The organism is Chitinophaga vietnamensis (assembly GCF_902167635.1).
GTDB classification, from domain to species: Bacteria; Bacteroidota; Bacteroidia; order Chitinophagales; family Chitinophagaceae; genus Chitinophaga; species Chitinophaga vietnamensis.
Genome location: NZ_CABHMS010000001.1, coordinates 419,469 through 439,495 on the forward strand (window position 1 = coordinate 419,469; position 20,027 = coordinate 439,495).

Below are 20,027 nucleotides of genomic sequence, written 5' to 3' on the forward strand. Positions count from 1 at the left end.
TATATGAAAAGAAGAGACTTCCTGAAATATACCGCGCCTGCAGCCATATTGCCAACCTTGATCAACGGTTTTTCTATCAAGGCATTTGGTACCTCGCCGCTGCTCGCCGCCCTTAGCGGCGCCGCGGCCGACAACGATCATGTGCTGGTAATGATACAACTCACCGGTGGTAACGATGGCCTCAACATGGTGATACCGCTGGATGTGTACGATAAATACCAGGCCGCACGCACGAACATTGCCATACCGCAAGGAAAAGTGCTGCGCCTCGACCACTATACCAAATCAGGGCTGCATCCGGCCATGACCGGCCTGCAACAGCTGTATAACGACGGCAAAGTCAGCATCATACAAAGTGTGGGATATCCTTCGCCCAACTTCTCCCACTTCCGTGCAACAGATATCTGGGTAACCGGCTCCGACTCCGACCAGGTGCTGACCACCGGCTGGGGCGGCCGTTATCTGGATACGCAATATCCCGGATTCCCGGATGGTTATCCCAACGCAGATAACCCCGATCCGCTGGCGATACAGATCGGTTCCATCGTATCGCCCGCATTCCAGGGACAGAATGCCAGCATGGGCATCGCCATCACCAGCGCTACCGACTTCTACAACCTGATCGACGGTGTAATGGACCCCGTGCCGAATACCAAAGCAGGCAAGGAATTGCAATATATCCGCCTCATTGCAAAGCAAACTAACAGTTACGAACAAACGATAAAACAGGCGGCCATGAAGGTTACTTCGCAAGGCGCCTATCCTGCAAATAACTATCTCGCAGAACAACTCAAGATCGTGGCGCGACTGGTAGCAGGAGGACTCAAAACACGCCTCTATATGGTGAGCACCGGCGGCTTCGATACGCATGCCAGTCAAACCGATTCCGGCGATACCACCAAAGGCAACCACGCACAGCTGCTCGGCGGCGTATCCGATGCCATCAAAGCCTTTATGGACGATCTCCGCGGCCTCAAGGCTTCCAGGAGAGTTGTAGGTATGACCTTCTCCGAATTTGGCCGCCGTATCAAATCTAATTTCAGCATGGGCACCGACCACGGCGCCGCCGCACCTATGATCGTCTTCGGCGATTATGTGATGCAGGGCGTACTAGGTAACTCACCCAGTTTGCCGGATGCCGTTTCTGTAAACGATAACATCCCCATGCAATATGATTTCCGTTCGGTATATGCTTCCATCCTGGAACAATGGTTCTGTGTGCAGCCTGCCGATCTTCAGAAGATATTGCAGAAAGACTATCAGCGCCTGCCGCTCATCAGTGGCGTGGCTTGCGGCGTAATCACCGGTATTCCCGATGTAAATCCCGATGAAAGCAAACACCTGATCGTTAACAGTCCAAACCCTTTTACGACTACCACTACCATCACTTACATCACAGGCAGCGGCAATACAATGATACAGATATTCGATACCATGGGCCGCCTCGTAAGTGTACCGGTCAATAAAGTGCATGCCCCCGGTACCTATACCATCGCCTTCGATGCAACCTATTTGCCCAGCGGTATTTATTATGCCCGCTTCCAGAATGGGCCCGTACAACAGGTGCGCCCAATGTTGAAGGTGAGATAGGAGCGCACGGCATCTATCCACACAACACCATCTATATAAAATATTGTGCAACAATGTTGCAAACAGCTATTTTTCGCTACCTTTGGTTCGGTGTATAAAAAATGGTTACATAAGATCTTCGCAGTGATCCTGCTGGGCGTATTTTCTTTTAATACGGTCCCACGGGAATTTATACACAGCTTCGCCGGGCATCATGATACAGAAGACGATTGGCAACAAGTAGACGGGACGGCCATTTCCGGGCATCACCGCCATTGTGATTTTCTTCAGATAGGCGTGGAGCCTTATGAGCCGATTGCAACAGAATATATTGTACCGGTACAAAAAGTAGTGTGGGTATTTATGACGCCGCCTATCCAGGCAACTGCGCATGTACTGCACCGCGATCTCTCTCCCCGTGCGCCTCCCGCCCTGTTCGTATAACCTTGTTCCTTCTTAAATGAACGCGTCTTGCGTTCGGTATTATCTATTTTTTTTTGCTATTAAACTGTTATATGCAATATCTGCGTGTATTTATATTTGCTGTATGCAGCATGCTGCTGCTTATCCAGCCTGCGGCCTATGCTGGCGTGTTACCGGAAGACGGTGCTTATGATAATTCCCTCAGTGGTAAAGTGATCGATAAATCATCTCATGCGCCTTTGCCTGGCGCTACGGTATATCTGCCGGATCTACGCGTAGGCGCTGCCGCCGATGCCCAGGGTAATTACGTGATCAAAAACCTGCCAAAAGGAAAATTTGTGGTGGAAGTGCATTTCGTAGGCTATGCAGCCTATACGGCCACCGTTACCATCAACGGCGCTGCCACACAGGATTTTAACCTGTCGGAAACATTGATCGAAAAAAATGAAGTAGTGATCACCGGCGTTAACATGGCTACCTCCGCTAAAACCAACCCAACGCCCATCAGCGTCATCCGTCGTGATTATCTCGATGATCATATCTCTACCAATATTATCGATGCCATCTCTAAAGTACCTGGCGTAAGCCAGCTCTCTACGGGTCCGGCTATCTCCAAACCTTTTATCCGTGGTCTTGGTTACAACCGCGTAGTGGTAGTAGGAGATGAGGTAAGACAGGAAGGCCAGCAGTGGGGAGATGAACACGGGATTGAAATAGATGATTATAATGTAGGAAGAATTGAAGTGCTGAAGGGGCCTGCATCCCTTATCTATGGCTCGGATGCGCTGGCAGGCGTGGTGAACATCGTACCGCCGCCGCCATTACCGCTCGGCAAGATCAAAGGTAACGTGATCGCCAACTACATGACCAACAACGGTACTATGGCCTATCATGCCGATATCGCCGGCAACCAGAATGGTTTCAGCTGGAGCGCGTACATCACACAGAAACAGGCGCATGATTATAAAAACAAGTATGACGATTACGTGTTCAACTCACGTTACAACAATACTAACTTCGGCGCTACGATCGGCATCAACAAACAATGGGGGTATTCCCATTTGTCGTTCACTTCTTTCAACCAGCACCTGGGCCTCGTGGAAGGAGAAAGAGATAGCCTCGGCCACTTTATCAAACATTTCAATAACAACGGTACTGTGGATGATGCTCCTACCACCAGCAGCGACAACAAATCGTATAGCATGATGGTGCCCAAACAGCAGATCAACCACCAGAAAGTGGTATGGGACAATAACCTGTACCTGAACAATGGCGGCCGCATCGGGCTTACCCTGGGATATCAGCTCAACCAGCGCCGTGAATATGGCGATGTACTGAATCCTGATAAACCCGGTCTGTATCTGCATCTGCAAACATTCAACTATGCACTGAAATATTTCCTGCCGGAAATGAATGGCTGGCAAACTACCGTAGGCGTGAACGGTATGCAGCAAACTAATACCAACAAGGGCGATGAATTCCTTATCCCCGCTTATGACCTGTTTGATATCGGCGCATTTGCGGTAACACGTAAAACGTTCAACAAGCTCACACTGAGCGGTGGCGCACGTTTCGATAATCGTTCTATAAATGGCAAAAGCCTCTTCCTGGATGCCAATGGCAAGCCGGCTACTACCGGCGAAGCCAAGTTCGGTGCATTTAACCGCAACTTCAATAACGTATCCGCCAGCGTGGGCCTCGCTTATGAAGCCAGCGATCACGTTACGCTGAAACTCAATGCTGCACGCGGTTTCCGGGCGCCTAACATTGCGGAGCTGTCGGCCAATGGCGTACATGAAGGCACTATCAAATACGAGTACGGCAACATCGATCTGAAGCCGGAAGTAAGCACGCAGGTAGATGCCGGCGTGGACTTCAACACACAACACGTGTCACTCTCCGCGAGCCTGTTTTACAATCATATCAACAACTTTATCTTCTCCCGCAAACTGTTCAATGCGGCCGGTACTGACTCCATTCCTTCAGGAGACAACCCGGATGGCTTTGCTGCATTCAAATACCAGCAAACCAATGCGAACCTGTATGGTGGCGAGTTGTCGCTGGATATACACCCGCATCCGATCGACTGGCTCCACTTCGAGAATACCCTTTCTTATGTGAAAGCCACTGCTACTAACGCTACCGACTCTACGAAATATCTGCCCAATATCCCGGCAGGCAGGTGGTTGTCGGAGCTGCGGGGCAAGTTCAAGAAAGTGGGCCATAGCTGCTTGCAAAACATGTACGTTGGTGTGCAGATGGATATGAACTTCGCACAGAAAGACGTGTTCACCGCCTATCAGACGGAAACGCCTACCGATGGCTATACGCTGTTCAACGCCGGTCTGGGCTCCGATTTCGTGAACAAAAAGAACCGGACTTTATTCTCCCTTCACTTTGCGGTGAATAACTTCACTGATGTTGCCTACCAGAATAACCTGAGCAGGCTGAAATACGCACCGGTGAACCCGATTACCGGCAGAACAGGGGTGTTTAATATGGGAAGGAATTTCAGTGTGAAACTGGTAATACCGATCGACTTCAATTAAATAATCTGATAAAAAAAAGAAAATCCCGCCGCGTAAGTGGCGGGATTTTTTTTATCTCACAAAAACAAGGATGCTGTCTTGTTGCCGCATATCCGGAGCGGCGGCTGCGTTAAAACCAGGAAGGGCGCTTACCTTGCCACGCCGGATATTGTAAGCGAAGAATTTATGGGAAAGGCTGTCGTGGAACCCGATCACGGTATCCTGGCGACCCGTATAGATATAGGGTTTCGGCAGCAGCAGGTCATCAGATTTTCTGATGTGATTGATCAGGCGACGGCCATTTTGAATGATGGTGATGATCTGGAAAGAATCAGGCTGATTATGCACCATCACCTGGATACCCGCCTGCCCGAAGGTGGCGCTGTCTGTATTACCGCTCATCAAGGGCAGTATGGCAGCGCGTAAGGTCTCATTCTGCTTGATTGGCGCCTGCCCGGAAGATGCGGCAGCACCGGGCTTCCCCGGCTGATTACAAGCGAGGAGAGCCGCCATAGAAAAGGATAACAGGATAGCGTAAGATCGCACGATAATAATTATTTTATTGATAAAGGTATGGAAAGATGATAGCATAACTAGATAATTTCACCCTCGTTGAAAATGGCCGTGCAATGGTTTGCATTGCTTTTTTCTTACCACTGATATAAATAAACGAATTTAATATATCAGTATTTAGTAGTTTAGCGGCACTTTAATTAGCATCTCTGTTGAGTGGAGGGAACCATGCCCCGTAATACGTTATGAATGCATTTCCCGTTTAGCACGCACTTATTGGTTTTTGCCTCTAAAGATTTTCTGACCACCATTGGTTCAGATTTTGGTTGAAAAAGATAGGGGCTGTTTTTACAGCCCCAAATACTATTTACAACCAGAAAAGATATTAATGTTGGTGAGAATGTTTCTCCAACTGTGCGGTATCTTCATCATAATACACAAAGAAATACAGGTAGATAGTACGCGACAGCCGCATCAGCCAGGGTTGTATCAGTACCAGCAGCACGCCGTTCACGCCCAACCAGATAAAGATACTGTTATCTTTCCACGACAATCCGAAAAAGAACCAGAACCAGATCAGGTTAAATACGCTGAAAGCTACTGACAGCGCGTAACTTACATACCCGGTACCAAACCAGAAACCGGTTTCAAGTTCATACTTCTGACCGCATACGGGGCAGTTTTCGTACATGTTGAAAATCTTCGAGAACTTCACATGGAAAGGGTTCTGGTCTTTGAACATATCTCCTTTGCGGCAACGCGGGCACTTCATGGTCAGAAGGCTCAGGAAATAATTCGGACGCTTGTGCTGATGTGTACTCATCCGGCAAATTTACGCATTTTCAAATTTACGTTCCCCGATCTGTTGGCGCCACATCGCGTAGTAAAGCCCTTTTTCTTCCAGCAGGTCAGCATGGCCGCCGGTTTCCACGATACGTCCTTTTTCAAGCACGTAGATGCGGTCGGCATGCATGATGGTGGACAAGCGATGTGCGATCATCACGGTGATATGCTGGCGGGTAGCGGTGATCTCGCGCACCGTGCGGCTGATCTCTTCTTCTGTGATGGAGTCGAGCGCGGAAGTGGCCTCGTCAAATACCATCAGTCGCGGCTTGCGCAGCAAGGCGCGTGCAATAGACAGGCGTTGTTTCTCTCCACCGGATATTTTAATACCGCCTTCGCCGATCACTGTTTCAATGCCGTTGTCGGCGCGGGCCAGCAGCGAGTAACAGGAGGCTTTATCCAATGCATCCATTACCTCTTCATCGCTGGCGCCAGGGTTCACGAACAGCAGGTTTTCTTTGATGCTGCCCGCAAACAGTTGCGTGTCCTGCGTTACAAAGCCTACCTGGTGGCGCAGGGATTCCATATCCACTTCATTGGCATCCACGCCATTGTAGAGGATATGGCCTTCAGCTGGTTTGTAAAGGCCCACCAACAGCTTTACCAGCGTGGTTTTGCCGGAACCGGAAGGCCCCACAAAGGCAATGGTTTCGCCCAGCTTCACGGAAAAATTCACATTATCCAGTGCTTTGGTGCCGGCGGTGAGGTGCTTGAAGCCTACATGTTTGAATTGCAGTTCATCGATATGATTCACATTCACCGGATGTGCCGGCAGCTCTTCTACCGGCGTATTCAGGATGCCCTGGAAATTGAGCAGCGACACCTGCGCTTCGCGGTAATTGAGGATGATATTGCCCAACTCCTGTAAAGGCCCGAAGATGAAGAAGGAATAGAGCTGTAAGGTCATCAGCTGCCCCAGCGTCGTATAGCCGCGGTAGATATAGAACAGCAGCAGGAAGAGGATCGACTGGCGCATCAGGTTCACAAAGGTGCCCTGCACAAAACTGATACTGCGGATGCTGCGTACTTTCTTCAGTTCCAGCACCAGTATTTTCAAAGTGGTGCTGTTGAGGCGGCGGATCTCCTGGTTGGTGAGGCCAAGGCTTTTCACCAGCTCAATGTTACGCAGCGATTCCGTGGTAGAACCCGCGAGGGCCGTGGTTTCCTTCACAATGGTCTTTTGTATCACCTTGATCTTTTTGCTCAGCACATTCATGAGAAGGCCCAGCAGCACACAGCCGATGATGTACACGAAAGGCAAGGTCCAGTGCACAGTGGAGGAGTAGACGATCACAAAGATCACACCGATGAGCGATACGAATAATACGTTCACAAAGGAGGTGATGAACTTTTCACAGTCGGTGCGCACCTTTTGCAGGATGGCCAAAGTTTCGCCGCTGCGTTGATCTTCAAACTGCTGGTAAGGCAGGCGCAGCGAGTGTTTGAGGCCGTCGGTATACACCTGTGCGCCGAATTTCTGCACGATCACATTTACAAAATAATCCTGAAATGCCTTCGCAATGCGCGATACCATCGCCACGCCGATAGCGGCGCCCAGTAACAATAATACGCCGTTCAGGTAAACGCCTTCCGGGCGGAATACGCCGCCAGTCTTGGCTGTGCTGGCCGGGTGCGATCCGAATTGATCAATGATACGGCCAAAGATCCATGGGTCCAGTAATGAAAAGAGCTGGTTCACCGTTGCCAGCAGCATCGCCCATACACACAACCATTTGTATTTCTTGAGATAATGTAAGAGTAGTTTCATTTCGTTTTCCTAATTGCCAACAAAGGTAGTATATGTTATAACATACTAGTTCGGCTATTGGCCAAAAACGCGTAACTTAATAGTAAGTTCTTTGTAGACAAAATGGTGACATAGGTTCAACCTAATAAATTCTCCACATATGAAAACGTATGATGAAAAACACATTAAAAACATCGTACTGTTAGGCGCAGCCAAGAGCGGAAAAACAACCCTGTCTGAAACCATGTTATTTGAAGCCGGTATTATCAGCAAGCGCGGAACAGTAGAGGAAAAGAATACCATCTCCGATTACCACGAAATCGAGTATGAGCGCGGTAATTCTGTGTATGCCACTTCTATGCATACCGAATGGAGAGATTACAAGATCAACATCATCGATACTCCGGGTCTGGAAGACTTTATCGGTGAAGTAATCTCCTCGATACGCGTATGCGACACTGCAATATTACTGCTCAATGCACAATATGGGGTAGAGGTAGGCACGGAGCTCGTCTGGGATTATGTGGATAAATACCGCAAACCCACTATCCTCGCGGTAAACCAGCTGGACGGAGAGCAGGCGAACTTCACGAAAACGGTAGACGAGGCTAGAAGGGTATTGGGCAATGCTGTCACCGTGATGCAGTATCCCGTTAACCAAGGCCCCGGCTTCAACGCCATCATCGATCTCCTCAAAATGACCCTCTACCGCTTTCCTGAAAATGGAGGAAAACCCGAAAAACTCCCCATCCCCGACAACGAAAAAGAACGAGCCGAACAACTCCACAATGAGCTCGTCGAAAAAGCCGCCGAAAATGATGATACCCTGATGGAACAATACTTTGAGAAAGGTAATCTCGATGAAGATGAACTGCGCCAGGGCCTCAAGATAGGCATGCTCAAACACGATGTATTTCCTGTATTCTGTCTCTCCGCAAAAAATAATATGGGCAGCGGCCGCCTCATGGGCTTTATCGACAACGTTGCGCCATCAGCCATCGAAATGCCGCCCGACATTACCGAAGAAGGCAAGGAAGTGCCCTGCGATCCTGCCGGCCCCACCTGCCTCTTTGTGTTCAAAACCTTGCAGGAACCACATATCGGCCGGCTAACCTTTTTCAAAGTAATGTCCGGAGAAGTTAAACCCGGCATGGAACTTATCAACGAAAAAGGGAATACTACCGAACGCATTTCACAACTGTTCATCGCTGACGGCAAAAACCGCAATAACATAGACCGCCTCCGGGCAGGCGATATCGGCTGTACCCTCAAACTGAAAAATACGCTGACCAACCATACCCTCTGCGACAAAAGCTTCCGCGGACAGATAGACCCCATCCACTTCCCCGCGCCCAAAGTACGCGTGGCCATCGAAGCCAGGAACAAGGCCGATGATGAAAAGATGAGCGAAGTGCTGGCCGAAATACACATGGAAGACCCTACCCTCGAAGTAGAGTTTAACCGCGAACTGAAACAGGTGATCCTCCACGGCCAGGGCGATCTGCACCTCCTCGTCACGAAATGGCGGCTGGAAAATATTTACAAGATGCAGGTAGAATATTCAGCCGCTAAAATACCTTACCGCGAAACCATCCAGAAGCCGGCCATGGCTTCTTACCGCCATAAGAAACAATCCGGCGGCGCCGGCCAGTTCGGGGAAGTGTTCATGAAAATAGAACCCTGGTACGAAGGCATGCCCCCGCTAAAAGATTTCCCTGTACGGGAAACAGAAGAGATCGCGCTCAGCTGGGGCGGCAAGCTGGTATTCAACAATTGTATCGTAGGCGGCGCTATAGATGCACGTTTCCTGCCATCCATCCTCAAAGGCGTAATGGAAAAAATGCAGGAAGGCCCACTAACGGGATCGTATGTACGCGATATCCGCGTGAGCGTGTATGATGGCAAAATGCACCCGGTAGACAGCAACGATATCTCCTTCAAGATCGCCGGTATGATGGCCTTCCGCGACGCTTTCCACCAGGCGGCGCCACAGCTGCTGGAACCTGTGTTCGACCTCGAAGCTACCGCCCCCGATGTAATGATGGGCGATATCATGAGCGAGCTACAGAGCCGCCGCAGCATTATAACGGGCATGGATACACTAAATGGATACCAGGTGATCAAAGCCCGCACGCCGCAAGCGGAGCTGGACAAGCTCTTTGCCGCGCTGCGCAACGTCACGCAAGGCAAGGCCAAGGTCAGGTCTGCCTTTGCAGAATATGCACCTGTGCCAGCCGATGTGCAAAAGAAGCTCAGCGAAGACTACAAGAAAACTGAAGCAGAAAATTAGTTGCCCCAATTTTCCCGGTCCAGGCTTCTGTACTGTATCGCTTCCGCCATGTGCGCGGCAGTGATCCGCTCACTGTGCGCCAGGTCGGCGATGGTTCTGCTCACCTTCAGGATGCGATCGTGCGCGCGGGCAGACAATTGCAGTTTCTTCATTGCATTTTTCAGCAGGGCAAGGCTCTCGGGATCCACGGCGCAAAAGGTTTTGAGCTGCCCGGCCGACAGCTGCGCATTGCAATAAATACCGGGATAATGTTCAAACCTGGCCGCCTGTATGCTGCGTGCCGCTATCACACGGTCACGGATACACGCACTGCTCTCTTCTTCCTGTTGTGATGATAATGCGGAAAACCGCACCGGCGTTACTTCTACATGCAGATCTATCCGGTCCAGCAAAGGCCCTGATACCTTGTTGAGATACTTTTGCACCATGCCGGGCGCACAGGTGCAGTGCTTCTCCGGGTGATTAAAATACCCGCAGGGACAAGGATTCATCGATGCCAGCAACAGGAAGCTCGCCGGAAAGTCGGTTGCATGGCGGGCCCGCGAGATGGTGACCTTGCGTTCTTCCATCGGCTGGCGCATCACTTCCAGTACGGTACGCCGGAATTCAGGCAGCTCATCCAGGAATAGTACGCCATTATGCGCAAGTGATATCTCTCCCGGCTGCGGTACGCTGCCGCCGCCTACCAGTGCGGAATCGCTGGCAGTGTGGTGCGGCGACCGGAAAGGCCTTTGTGCAATGAGCGAAGTATGTTGCGGCAGCTTGCCCGCCACAGAATGTATTTTGGTAGTTTCCAGCGCTTCTTCCTGCGTAAGCGGCGGTAGTATGGTCGGGAAACGCCGTGCCAGCATGGTTTTGCCGGCGCCGGGCGGTCCGATGAGGATCACGTTGTGCCCGCCGGCAGCGGCAATTTCCAGCGCCCTTTTAATATGCTGCTGCCCTTTAACGTCGCTGAAGTCCACCTCGTTATTATTTTTGATAGCGAGGGAATGCTGGCTGGTAGGCGCTTTCAGTGGAGAGAGGCTGCCCGGTTCCTGCAGGAAGCGGATCATTTCCGAGATGTGCGAGATGCCGTACACGGCCAAACCATTTACCATAGCGGCTTCGGGAGCATTCTGCATGGGCAGTACAAAACCGCTGAGCCCTTCCTGACGCGCCTGCATGGCCATAGGCAAGGCGCCGCGGATAGAATGCAAGGCGCCATCGAGAGATAGCTCGCCCATCAACAACAGGCTTTCCAGCGGTCCGGCTGGTACTACGCCTGTGGCGGCAAGCACGCCGATAGCAATGGCCAGGTCATAGGCGGCGCCTGCCTTCCGGATATCTGCCGGGGCCATGTTCACCACTGTACGGGTGCGCGGCATCCGCAAACCCAGATGCTGAAAAGTAGACTCGATGCGTTGCTGGCTCTCTTTTACCGCGCTATCCGGTAGTCCTACGATAAAGAAATTATTTCCCTGTGAAGATACGTTCACTTCAATGTTGATGGTAATGGCATTCACGCCGAGAATGGCGCTGCCAAAGGTTTTAACGATCATGGATATGGTACTTGGGTTAACAAAAAAAACATTCCTGCACGAGGGCAGGAATGTCAAATGTAATTAATTTATCTGTTGCAAAAGTTCCAGCACCTTCTCTCTTCGCAGGATCAGGTAACCGATCTTCTCTTTTGCGATACCATCTTTCAACTGATAAGTAAAATGCAGGTTATCATCTATCACCTCTGATTCAAAATATTTGAACTGTATCTTCTGTTCTGATTGCAAATCATCTGCGATCTCATAAAGATGAGTGGAGAGGATAAACAGGCAGTTGGTGCTGCGCAGCAATCCGCGGATCACCGCCAGGGAACAGTTTTTGGCGTCTTCCACGTTGGTGCCCTTGAACATTTCATCGATCAGCACCAGCCAGTTTTTGCCATTGCTGATCTGTACGATCGTGTTCTTGATGCGCTGTACTTCGCTGTAGAAATAACTCTCTCCTTTGAAGATATTATCCTGCACCTGGATATTACTGAAGATGCCATGGAAGAAGCTCAGTTCCATGTTTTGCGCAGGTACGCCCATACCGATGTGGGCCAGGTAGGTAGCTACGCCCACTGCTTTGATGAACGTGGTTTTGCCCGCCATATTGGCGCCGGTGAGGAACATGAAATGTTGTGTCTCGTCCAGCCGTACATCGTAGGCCACGGGCTTGGGCAATATCATATGATACAGCTGTGTAGCCTTGATCACTGGCCGGCTGCTGTTGTTGAATACCGGGAAATGCAGGTTGAAATGCTTGATAGCCTTGGCCATGGCATAGTAGGCATCGAGCTGCTGGTAAAGGGTTACCAGTTCCTGTATCACTTTGCGGTGCCGTTTGCGGATGTAATGATCATACCGTTGTATTTGTATGAAATTCATCTTGCCTTCATCATCGGTCGCTAATATTGCATTGAAGTCGCGTTGGTTGAGCAGGTGCTGTGCCCGGTCCAGCAAGAGTTTCAGCACTTTGGGTGTTTGATCGGAATGGAAGGCTTGTATAAAAGTACGGAACCCGCGAAGGAGGTTCAGGAGTTGCGTGAAAGAGAATTTGATAAAGCCGTAGTCAGGTGCATACAATGTTTTGTGAACGCATGCCTGTATGAGCAGGCCTAAACCTTCCGTGTTGGAGATGGGCTCGATCTGGGCTTCCATGTAGTTTTCCACTACTACTACGGTTCCGTTGGAGATCACGGTGGGCCAGTTCTGCTCCTGGTCAAGGATGTATTGTAATGCTTTTTGTCGGCTTTCTATTGCGGTGATATCCTGCAGGGGATTGCTGAACAGCTGGCGGAGGTATTCGCGTCCGCCCGCTGTGATGGTGAAGTCCAGGCGGTGAAACAGTGAATATTCTTCGTCCCGGTTGAAGATCGATAGGTCGTAATAGGATGTTTTGTCCAGTTGCATGCAGGCCTGTTTTTGGTGAATATACGGTGGAAAGATGCAAAGAAAGAAAAAATCCATAACGAAGGTAGCGCCCTTGAAGCGCGCCAGGCGCTTCAAGGGCTGATAACTCAACCTCTCGCGAAGCTAAGCCGCTGGCCTTTGGCGCTTTCATTGAAGCGGCCGTTTTCGTAGGCCAGGTGGCCGCTGACGAAAGTATGTGTGATGGCAGCAGGGAAGGTATGGCCTTCAAATGGGCTCCAGCCGCACTTATACCAGATATTTTCTTTGTTGACGTTCGTTGTTTGTTGCAGGTCCACGATCACGCAATCGGCGAAGTAGCCTTCGCGGAGGAAGCCTCTGTCTTTGATCTGGAAGCAGATCGCTGGCGCATGGCTCATCTTCTCCACTACTTTTTCAAGGGAGAGGTTTCCTTGTTTCGCATGTTCGAGCATCAGCAGCAGACTGTGTTGTACGAGCGGCACGCCGGAAGGCGCTTGCAGGTAGGGCTGTTGCTTTTCCGCCCAGGTATGCGGTGCGTGGTCGGTAGCGATGATGTCCAAACGATCATCCAGCAGGCCTTCCCACAGCGCGGTTTTGTTATCGGCTGATTTGATGGCCGGGTTACATTTGATCAGGTTGCCGTATTGTGCATAATCGTCTGCTGTAAAGTGCAGGTGGTGCACGCATACTTCTGCCGTGATGCGCTTTTCGGCCAGCGGCATCATATTGGTGAAGAGCTGTAATTCCCTGGCAGTGGAAATATGCAGGATATGCAGGCGCGCATCGTGTTTCTTGGCAAACTGTATCGCGGTCCATGACGACTCGAAACAGGCTTCCACATTGCGTATCAGCGGATGATCGGCGGCAGTGAGCTGCTCGCCTTTCTCACGCTGGAATATTTCCATATTGCTGCGGATGATCTTTTCATCTTCGCAATGCGTAGCAATGAGCAATTCGCTGCCGGAGAATATTTTTTCGAGGGTGAGAAAATTATCTACGAGCATATTACCGGTAGAAGATCCCATGAAGATCTTCACGCCACAAACGCTATTTTTTCTTTCATTTGTTTTGAGCACTTCTTCCACATTATCGTTGGAAACGCCCATGAAGAAAGAGTAGTTAGCGAGTGAATGCTGTTGTGCGATCCGGTATTTATCTTCCAGCAGCTCTTGTGTGAGAGCGGCAGGCTTGGTATTGGGCATCTCCATGAAGCTGGTGGTACCGCCGGCCACGGCTGCACGGGCCTCGGTGTAGATAGTAGCTTTTTCTGTGAGGCCTGGTTCCCGGAAATGCACCTGGTCGTCAATAACGCCGGGTAGCAAATGCTTGCCTTCTCCATTGATCTCAATATACTGGCCCGTAGCGGTAATCTGAGGAGCTATCTTTTCAATGCGGTCATTTCTGATCCATACATCCTGCACCGTGATATTCCCTTCATTTACCACGGCAATATTTCTGATGAGATAATTTTGCATGTTGCGAAGTTATATGATTTACGCGAAGGTTCTCTGGCTCAGGATTTAATGATTGAAAGGATTACCAGGATTTTTTTACAGGATTAAAAAGATTGAAGGAGATTGATGGGGAGATTAACGAGGTTTCAGCCCTTGAAGCGCTTTGAGCGCTTCAAGGGCTATCGTCGCGAAGATCTTTGCATCAATCTCCTTTAATCTTTTTAATCCTGTAAAAAAATCCTGGTAATCCTTTCAATCATTAAATCCTGAGCCAGATTAATGCGAGCGAAGCGAGCCCTCTAACCCTCCAAATGGATAGAGAACACGAACATGCGGGATTGCAGCTTATCGATCACGTTGGAGTAGCGGAGGTTGGGATCTTTCACATGCATGTTGCCAAAACCGTTGCTGATCTTGAATTCCGGCGAGAAGATGAAGCTTTCGAAATAAAATTCGAAGCCGGCGCCCAGCTCATAGCCATAGTCGCTCTTTTGTATCTTCACGAGGTTTTCAGCCTTGCGTGCGCGGGCATTGGAAGCCAGGTCATAATCATATTTAAGGCCGGCGATCGTATATACGCGCATGTTACCGATACGGTCGGATTTGAATTTGACCTGAATGGGAAAGCTCAGCAGGATGGATTCGATCTTTTTGTTAGTATCCTGTGGCTTGGGATAAGTTTCGCGGTAGTACAGATTTTTGGAGGCGAAGATGAGCTGCGGGTTGAAGCGCAGGTCAAAGTGTTCGCTCAGCCTGGCATTGGCCAGCAGACCGAGGTTGAAGCCCATTGTTTTCAGCGGCTCGGCCACCATAATGGAGTCGTCGGCCAGGAAGGCATGGGAGTGTGCCAGCTTGAAGTACGACTGGTTAGCTGCCAGCGTAATACCGAAATAATAGGGTTTTGCATCATGTTCCTCCATGTTCAGGGTAGTTTGTGCGCCAGCGGGCAGCACTGCTACCAGGAACAGCAAGATCAGCGCGTAGCGCAGTAGATGGAACATATGCCGAAAGTGAGCGTTTTGCATGTAACGGCCTGGAAACCTGTGTTAATTAAAATTTTTCGCATCTCTTCGCCTTGTGGGAACGCTTTCACAGATTCAGGCAGATAACTATAGGCAGCTTCGCTCTTGGCTATCCATTTCCCGAGAAGAGGAGTTATATAACGAAAATACAAATTATAAAATTGCTTAATGGGGAAAACTGTAGGGTTGGAAAATTCCAGGATCACCAGTTTACCTCCCGGCTTCAATACCCGTAGCATTTCAGACAGTCCCTTCTCCAGATGCTCGAAATTACGCACGCCAAAAGCCACCGTTATGGCATCAAACGTCTTATCAGGAAAGCTTATTGTTTCACTATCACCGGATTGCAGGGTGATCTTGTCAGAGAGGCCCAGTTTGTTGATCTTCTCCCGACCATGGGCCAGCATGCCCTCAGAAATATCAATACCGGTAATATGTTCAGGCCGGAGGCGCTTCTCCGCCATAATGGCGAAATCACCGGTGCCGGTAGCCACATCCAGCATCTGCTTCGGCTGCAAAGAAGCCAGCTGACGCAAGGCTTTCTTACGCCAGATCACATCGATCCCCATCGACATAAAATGGTTGAGGAAGTCGTAGCGGAACGCGATATCATCAAACATCGTGGCTATCTGCTCCTTCTTACTTAATTTTGACTCCGCAAAGGGAACGATCTTCTGAACATTTGCATTTTCTGACATAGTCCGCAAAGTTAAAGAAAATGCAAATCAGCAAATCAAGAGATGCGCGATTTTTAATGGAACAAAGCAATTATCATGGTGATCAAATCAGCAGAATATCTTATCAGCAGCCCCAGTTGGGATAAATGTCCGAAACCGGCCTGGCCTGAATATGCCTTCATCGGGCGCTCCAATGTGGGAAAGTCTTCCCTGATCAACATCCTGGCCAACAATGAAAAACTGGCCAAAACCTCCGGTACACCAGGGAAAACACAAATGATCAATCATTTTGTGATCAACGAAAGCTGGTACCTCGTGGATCTGCCAGGTTATGGCTTTGCCAAGAGAAGTATGTCGCAGCGCCGCCAATGGGAACAAATGATTGAGCAATACCTGCGCAACAGGCCTAACCTCGTAACGATATTCGTGCTGATCGACAGCCGCCACGAACCACAGAAAATAGATATCGATTTCATCAACCAGCTGGGTGAATGGAATGTGCCTTTCAGCCTGGTGTTCACCAAAGCAGATAAAAGCACCCAGGCCGAAGTGAGCCGGAATGTGAAAATGTTCCTCAATAAAATGCGCGAAACCTGGGAGTTCCTGCCGCCGCATTTCATTACCTCCACCGTCAAGAAAAGCGGCAGGGACGCCATTCTTGGCTATATCGAGGAACTGAATGCCCAGTTCAGGGCTATCGCCTGACGACAATATGGCGCCTGGCGTGTATGCATTACCGTTAGGCGCCGCCCTTATAGCGGCGAGGCCCGCTTGAATATCCTGGTAAGCCCGTTACTGGCCGTATCTCTCAGGTACAATGAATCCCGTCCATATAATCTCGCTTCATATACCGGCCCGCTCCGCAGATCGAGGTACATCGATTTGTTGAGGTCCAGGCTCTCGTTGGTCACCAGCACATAAAGGCTGTTCCTGATAATGGACTCTGTGCTGTTAGACATCTCCACATAAACGCTGTCGTTGATCATCAACCGTACGATCCCCGGAAAAGTATCCTTTAGCAGGGCCAGCCTCGGACCTGTAGAGAGGATCGACCAATTGCCTTTCAGCAACTGTTCCGGTGTGGGCGGTGTAAGGGCATCATCATGATTTTTTTTACAGGATGATAAGGCAAACAAACCTGCAAGCATGGCTGTCATGATCCATAAAGGTTTCATTTCACAAGGGTTTTAGCAGGAAAATAGATATATGCTTATATCGGGTGGATCAGGGTAGATGTTACAGTGGTAGAAAAGAATTAACGTAGAAAGTGGGAAGGGGCAGGGGAGAAGAAGCCATGTGACGTGTAGCCACGTCATTAGTAATTGAGAGAGGTACAAACAGACAGCAGGATCAGTTCACGATCTTGTTAGCGCAGCTGCTGCTGGCGAACGCCTCTGGCTTGGCTTTGAAGGCAAAGCCCATCCCGAGGATGTAACCCATGGCTTCACGCAATGCCAGGTTACTCTTGAACTGAGGATTCGTATTGATATCGGCATGTACTTCCATGTCTACATCATATTCTGTAAACAGGTCGCAGAGCTCATACGCGATCTCGATACTTTTTGCTACTTCCACCAGCATACGCTCTTTGATGGAATAGCAATCCTTTGTCTTTTCATTGTGGATGAACATGAACCCGCCGTGGCCTTCCCGCAGGAATACGATCACGGTAGCAAATTCAGTATCCAGTCCTTTTACTTGTGAGTCAGTGCCAATGCACACTTTGAGGCGGAAGCCCCTGGCGGTTTCGCGGATAATGGCCTGGCGCACTTCTTCTTTGATTGGGAGATGAATGGCTTCTCCATTAAATCTTCTCCATTGCATAAAATATATATTAAAGAGTGAACAAGCGAAATCGTGTCACTATAATGCCAGCCTGTCGGGTAATGCCATGCGATGGGTTAACGTACCGAATATACGAAAAGCTTTTAGCTTATGGTGCGCAAAAGCCATGAATCAGATGGGGAAATAACAAAATAATAAAATAAAAACATAACAACATCAAAACTGGCCTGTGCTCAAAAGCACGAGGGTACAGGCTTCCATCGTTTGTATGCCTTTCGATGCCGCCAATGTTTCCAGCTCTTCATTTTCTGTTCCCGGATTGAAAATAATGCGTTTGGGATGCAGTTGCAGGATGTAGTCATAATATTCCCGCTGTAATACGGGGTTGAGATAAAGCGTAACGGTATCCACTTGTTGTAAGGCAGGATGGGCTTTGATCACGGGCGTATCACCGATCTTTGCTTCCCTGTTACCGATGGCCACCACCGGATGTCCGTGCGCAGTGAGCCTGGATACGGCCAGGTAACTATATCTTTCCGGGTTGGGCGAGGCGCCCAGTACCACGGTGAGTTTTTTATCGTTTGCGGTTTCCATCCAACTAAATTACGAAATTCAAAACAAGTGGTAAGCGCGCCATGGCAAATGGGAAATGATATCCTTCAGGGCTTCCGGCAGCCGCGGGTAGCGGAATACAAAGCCTTCCTGCAAAGCCCTGGCGGGTACCACCCAGCGGCTTTTGAGCAACAATTCTGTTTCTGTGCCGATCACACTTGCGCCTAACTTCAGCAGCGATGTTGGCGCGGGCAGGCCAAAGCGTTTACCGGTGGCTTTCCGCAGCTCCTGCATGAAAACCGCATTGGGCACAGGATGTGGTGCGGTAGCGTTGAAAACGCCGCTCAGCGTTTTGTGTTCGTATACCCATTCCATCATGCGGCACAGATCTGTGATATGTATCCAGGTGAACTGTTGCTTGCCACTGCCCTGATGCCCGCCCAAACCGGCTTTTACGAGATTGAGAAAAGGCTGCATCACGCCGCCGGGCTGCCATCCCAGGGTAATACCGATGCGCAACAGCGCTTTTCGTGTATGCGGCAGCGTGATATCGTTGAATGTTTTTTCCCACAGCTTGCATACCTGTACAGAAAAATCATGGTGCATTTCACCGGTAAATTCATCCATGGGACGGTCTTCTGCATGTCGGTAAATGGTAGCAGATGCCGCGTTGATCCATACTTCCGGCGCCTGCTGCAATTGCAGGATGGCTTCGCCCAGCACGCGGGTGGCATGAGTACGGCTATCGAATATCTCTTGTTTATTAGCTTCATTGTAACGGCAGTTCACACTTTTACCAGCGAGGTTGATGAGCAGGTCTGCCCCTTCCAGGGCGCTTACCCAGCTGCCGGTGGTACGGGCATCCCACTGCACGTAACGGACGCGCCCCGCGTTGGGCAAAGGCTGGCGGCTAAGGATGGTGATGTCATTGTCTGCACCGAAATATTCCACAAGGCTGCGGCCAATGAAGCCGGTACCTGCTGCTATAACGATCTTTTTATTTTTCATTTTTTCGGAATTTTCAGAAAATATTGAAATATTGCTGCAAAAAAAATTATTTGATGAGTTTTAGCAAGCTGCTATAGAACCAGTTTTCTTCTGATTTGATGAAGGCACTGATGGTTTTGTCGGTCTGCTGCGCAAACTTGTTAATGTTGGAGATGGATTCCTTGAAGGACTTGAGCTCTTTGTCTTTTGGGTCGCCTTCGGCTTGCTGTAGTTGTTGGAGCACTTTCATGATGGGGTCGAGCTCACGTTTTTTTCTTTCCCTGGCAATATAGGTAGCTACTTTCCAGATATCTTTCTCTGCCACAAAGAACTCTTTTCTTTCACCCGGGATCAGCACACGTTCCACGAGGCCCCAGTTAATGAGTTCGCGTACGTTCATGTTGGTATTGCCCCTGGAGATGTTCAGTTCTTCCATGATATCATCTGCGCTGAGCGGGTCAGGCATCACCAGCAATAACGCATGGATCTGGGCCATGGTGCGATTAATGCCCCATTGTGCTCCCAGTGATCCCCATGTTTGAATAAACTGCGCTTTTGCTTCTTCCAGATTCATGTCAAGTCGGATTTAACGTTTAATGTGCCAAAAGTAGGCCAAGTTTTTGAACTTTCAAAACTTTATGAAAGATATTTTTATCGGGGCTTCCTTCACCTGATTACATAAAAAAAGCGGAGCATCCGCTCCGCTTTTTCGTATAGCTATTACAGTG

18 protein-coding genes are annotated in these 20,027 nt (G+C 49.6%); 5 read left to right on the top strand and 13 right to left on the bottom strand.

All coding sequences use genetic code 11. The features are described 5' to 3' along the window. The first annotated feature begins 3 nt into the window (after window positions 1–3). The 3 genes from FPG75_RS01810 (at window position 4) to FPG75_RS01820 (ending at window position 4,541) form a co-directional block, all read left to right on the top strand. Entirely contained in the window at window positions 4–1,590 is a 1,587-nt protein-coding gene (locus tag FPG75_RS01810) for a DUF1501 domain-containing protein (protein WP_143304805.1), read from the top strand. Window positions 1,591–1,635: 45 nt separating this feature from the next. Beyond that, entirely contained in the window at window positions 1,636–2,013 is a 378-nt protein-coding gene (locus tag FPG75_RS01815) for a hypothetical protein (protein WP_143304806.1), read from the top strand. A gap of 71 nt (window positions 2,014–2,084) precedes the next feature. Continuing rightward, on the top strand, window positions 2,085–4,541 hold the full coding sequence (locus FPG75_RS01820) for a TonB-dependent receptor (protein ID WP_143304808.1): 2,457 nt from the start codon (window positions 2,085–2,087) through the stop codon (window positions 4,539–4,541). 51 nt (window positions 4,542–4,592) lie between these two features. Here FPG75_RS01820 and FPG75_RS01825 read toward each other — a convergent pair whose 3' ends face one another. The 3 genes from FPG75_RS01825 to FPG75_RS01835 form a co-directional block, all read right to left on the bottom strand. Next, on the bottom strand, window positions 4,593–5,033 hold the full coding sequence (locus tag FPG75_RS01825) for a hypothetical protein (RefSeq protein WP_143304809.1): 441 nt from the start codon (window positions 5,031–5,033) through the stop codon (window positions 4,593–4,595). Between the two features lie 385 nt (window positions 5,034–5,418). Next, on the bottom strand, window positions 5,419–5,856 hold the full coding sequence (locus FPG75_RS01830; protein WP_143304811.1) for a DUF983 domain-containing protein: 438 nt from the start codon (window positions 5,854–5,856) through the stop codon (window positions 5,419–5,421). Window positions 5,857–5,865: 9 nt separating this feature from the next. Continuing rightward, a complete protein-coding gene (locus tag FPG75_RS01835) occupies window positions 5,866–7,644 on the bottom strand; it encodes an ABC transporter ATP-binding protein (protein WP_143304813.1) in 1,779 nt (592 codons plus the stop codon). Between the two features lie 139 nt (window positions 7,645–7,783). On the opposite strand from FPG75_RS01835, the gene FPG75_RS01840 reads away from it, so the two are divergent. Continuing rightward, complete coding sequence (locus tag FPG75_RS01840) at window positions 7,784–9,913, top strand: elongation factor G (RefSeq protein ID WP_143304814.1); 2,130 nt, start codon at window positions 7,784–7,786, stop codon at window positions 9,911–9,913. Here the strand turns inward: FPG75_RS01840 and FPG75_RS01845 are convergent. The 5 genes from FPG75_RS01845 to ubiE form a co-directional block, all read right to left on the bottom strand. Further along, the gene (locus FPG75_RS01845) at window positions 9,910–11,451 is read right to left on the bottom strand and encodes a YifB family Mg chelatase-like AAA ATPase (protein ID WP_143304816.1); all 1,542 of its coding nucleotides are present in this window, start codon (window positions 11,449–11,451) and stop codon (window positions 9,910–9,912) included. The two genes, FPG75_RS01840 and FPG75_RS01845, sit on opposite strands and share 4 nt — an antisense overlap. 63 nt (window positions 11,452–11,514) lie before the next feature. Next, window positions 11,515–12,843, bottom strand: coding sequence for a MutS-related protein (locus FPG75_RS01850; protein ID WP_143304818.1), 1,329 nt, complete (start codon window positions 12,841–12,843; stop codon window positions 11,515–11,517). A 107-nt stretch (window positions 12,844–12,950) separates the two neighbouring features. Then, window positions 12,951–14,297: a dihydroorotase gene (locus FPG75_RS01855; protein WP_143304820.1), complete on the bottom strand. Its 1,347-nt coding sequence runs from the start codon at window positions 14,295–14,297 to the stop codon at window positions 12,951–12,953. 278 nt (window positions 14,298–14,575) lie between these two features. After that, a complete protein-coding gene (porT, locus tag FPG75_RS01860; protein WP_143304821.1) occupies window positions 14,576–15,277 on the bottom strand; it encodes a type IX secretion/gliding motility protein PorT/SprT in 702 nt (233 codons plus the stop codon). Next, window positions 15,250–15,996: a bifunctional demethylmenaquinone methyltransferase/2-methoxy-6-polyprenyl-1,4-benzoquinol methylase UbiE gene (gene ubiE, locus FPG75_RS01865; protein ID WP_143304822.1), complete on the bottom strand. Its 747-nt coding sequence runs from the start codon at window positions 15,994–15,996 to the stop codon at window positions 15,250–15,252. Before ubiE ends, porT begins: the two co-directional genes overlap by 28 nt. Window positions 15,997–16,071: 75 nt before the next feature. Between ubiE and yihA the strand changes: the two genes are divergently transcribed. Then, window positions 16,072–16,680, top strand: a complete 609-nt coding sequence (gene yihA / locus FPG75_RS01870; RefSeq protein WP_143304824.1) for a ribosome biogenesis GTP-binding protein YihA/YsxC — start codon at window positions 16,072–16,074, stop codon at window positions 16,678–16,680. A 47-nt stretch (window positions 16,681–16,727) separates the two neighbouring features. Here the strand turns inward: yihA and FPG75_RS01875 are convergent, their stop codons facing one another. The 5 genes from FPG75_RS01875 to FPG75_RS01895 form a co-directional block, all read right to left on the bottom strand. After that, window positions 16,728–17,150, bottom strand: coding sequence for a hypothetical protein (locus FPG75_RS01875; RefSeq protein WP_143304825.1), 423 nt, complete (start codon window positions 17,148–17,150; stop codon window positions 16,728–16,730). Window positions 17,151–17,325: 175 nt separating this feature from the next. After that, window positions 17,326–17,799 (bottom strand): ribonuclease H-like YkuK family protein, encoded by a 474-nt coding sequence (locus tag FPG75_RS01880; RefSeq protein ID WP_143304826.1) that lies wholly within the window; start codon window positions 17,797–17,799, stop codon window positions 17,326–17,328. A gap of 177 nt (window positions 17,800–17,976) precedes the next feature. Further along, the gene (locus FPG75_RS01885) at window positions 17,977–18,354 is read right to left on the bottom strand and encodes a CoA-binding protein (RefSeq protein WP_143304827.1); all 378 of its coding nucleotides are present in this window, start codon (window positions 18,352–18,354) and stop codon (window positions 17,977–17,979) included. Window positions 18,355–18,372: 18 nt separating this feature from the next. Then, window positions 18,373–19,320 carry a TIGR01777 family oxidoreductase gene (locus FPG75_RS01890; RefSeq protein ID WP_143304829.1) on the bottom strand — a complete coding sequence of 316 codons (948 nt, stop codon included), beginning with the start codon at window positions 19,318–19,320 and terminating at the stop codon, window positions 18,373–18,375. 46 nt (window positions 19,321–19,366) lie between these two features. Beyond that, the gene (locus FPG75_RS01895; protein WP_143304831.1) at window positions 19,367–19,873 is read right to left on the bottom strand and encodes a GbsR/MarR family transcriptional regulator; all 507 of its coding nucleotides are present in this window, start codon (window positions 19,871–19,873) and stop codon (window positions 19,367–19,369) included. Window positions 19,874–20,027 lie beyond the last annotated feature (154 nt).

Excerpts from the sequence above, each read along its gene's own strand:
- FPG75_RS01845 (WP_143304816.1), bottom strand. The coding sequence starts at position 11,451 with ATGATCGTTAAAACCTTTGGCAGCGCCATTCTCGGCGTGAATGCCATT.
- ubiE (WP_143304822.1), bottom strand. The coding sequence starts at position 15,996 with ATGTCAGAAAATGCAAATGTTCAGAAGATCGTTCCCTTTGCGGAGTCA.
- FPG75_RS01830 (WP_143304811.1), bottom strand. The coding sequence starts at position 5,856 with ATGAGTACACATCAGCACAAGCGTCCGAATTATTTCCTGAGCCTTCTG.
- FPG75_RS01835 (WP_143304813.1), bottom strand. The coding sequence starts at position 7,644 with ATGAAACTACTCTTACATTATCTCAAGAAATACAAATGGTTGTGTGTA.
- FPG75_RS01880 (WP_143304826.1), bottom strand. The coding sequence starts at position 17,799 with ATGCAATGGAGAAGATTTAATGGAGAAGCCATTCATCTCCCAATCAAA.
- FPG75_RS01875 (WP_143304825.1), bottom strand. The coding sequence starts at position 17,150 with ATGAAACCTTTATGGATCATGACAGCCATGCTTGCAGGTTTGTTTGCC.
- porT (WP_143304821.1), bottom strand. The coding sequence starts at position 15,277 with ATGTTCCATCTACTGCGCTACGCGCTGATCTTGCTGTTCCTGGTAGCA.
- FPG75_RS01810 (WP_143304805.1), top strand. The coding sequence starts at position 4 with ATGAAAAGAAGAGACTTCCTGAAATATACCGCGCCTGCAGCCATATTG.
- FPG75_RS01850 (WP_143304818.1), bottom strand. The coding sequence starts at position 12,843 with ATGCAACTGGACAAAACATCCTATTACGACCTATCGATCTTCAACCGG.
- FPG75_RS01885 (WP_143304827.1), bottom strand. The coding sequence starts at position 18,354 with ATGGAAACCGCAAACGATAAAAAACTCACCGTGGTACTGGGCGCCTCG.
- FPG75_RS01890 (WP_143304829.1), bottom strand. The coding sequence starts at position 19,320 with ATGAAAAATAAAAAGATCGTTATAGCAGCAGGTACCGGCTTCATTGGC.
- FPG75_RS01895 (WP_143304831.1), bottom strand. The coding sequence starts at position 19,873 with ATGAATCTGGAAGAAGCAAAAGCGCAGTTTATTCAAACATGGGGATCA.
- yihA (WP_143304824.1), top strand. The coding sequence starts at position 16,072 with ATGGTGATCAAATCAGCAGAATATCTTATCAGCAGCCCCAGTTGGGAT.
- FPG75_RS01825 (WP_143304809.1), bottom strand. The coding sequence starts at position 5,033 with ATGGCGGCTCTCCTCGCTTGTAATCAGCCGGGGAAGCCCGGTGCTGCC.
- FPG75_RS01855 (WP_143304820.1), bottom strand. The coding sequence starts at position 14,297 with ATGCAAAATTATCTCATCAGAAATATTGCCGTGGTAAATGAAGGGAAT.
- FPG75_RS01840 (WP_143304814.1), top strand. The coding sequence starts at position 7,784 with ATGAAAACGTATGATGAAAAACACATTAAAAACATCGTACTGTTAGGC.
- FPG75_RS01820 (WP_143304808.1), top strand. The coding sequence starts at position 2,085 with ATGCAATATCTGCGTGTATTTATATTTGCTGTATGCAGCATGCTGCTG.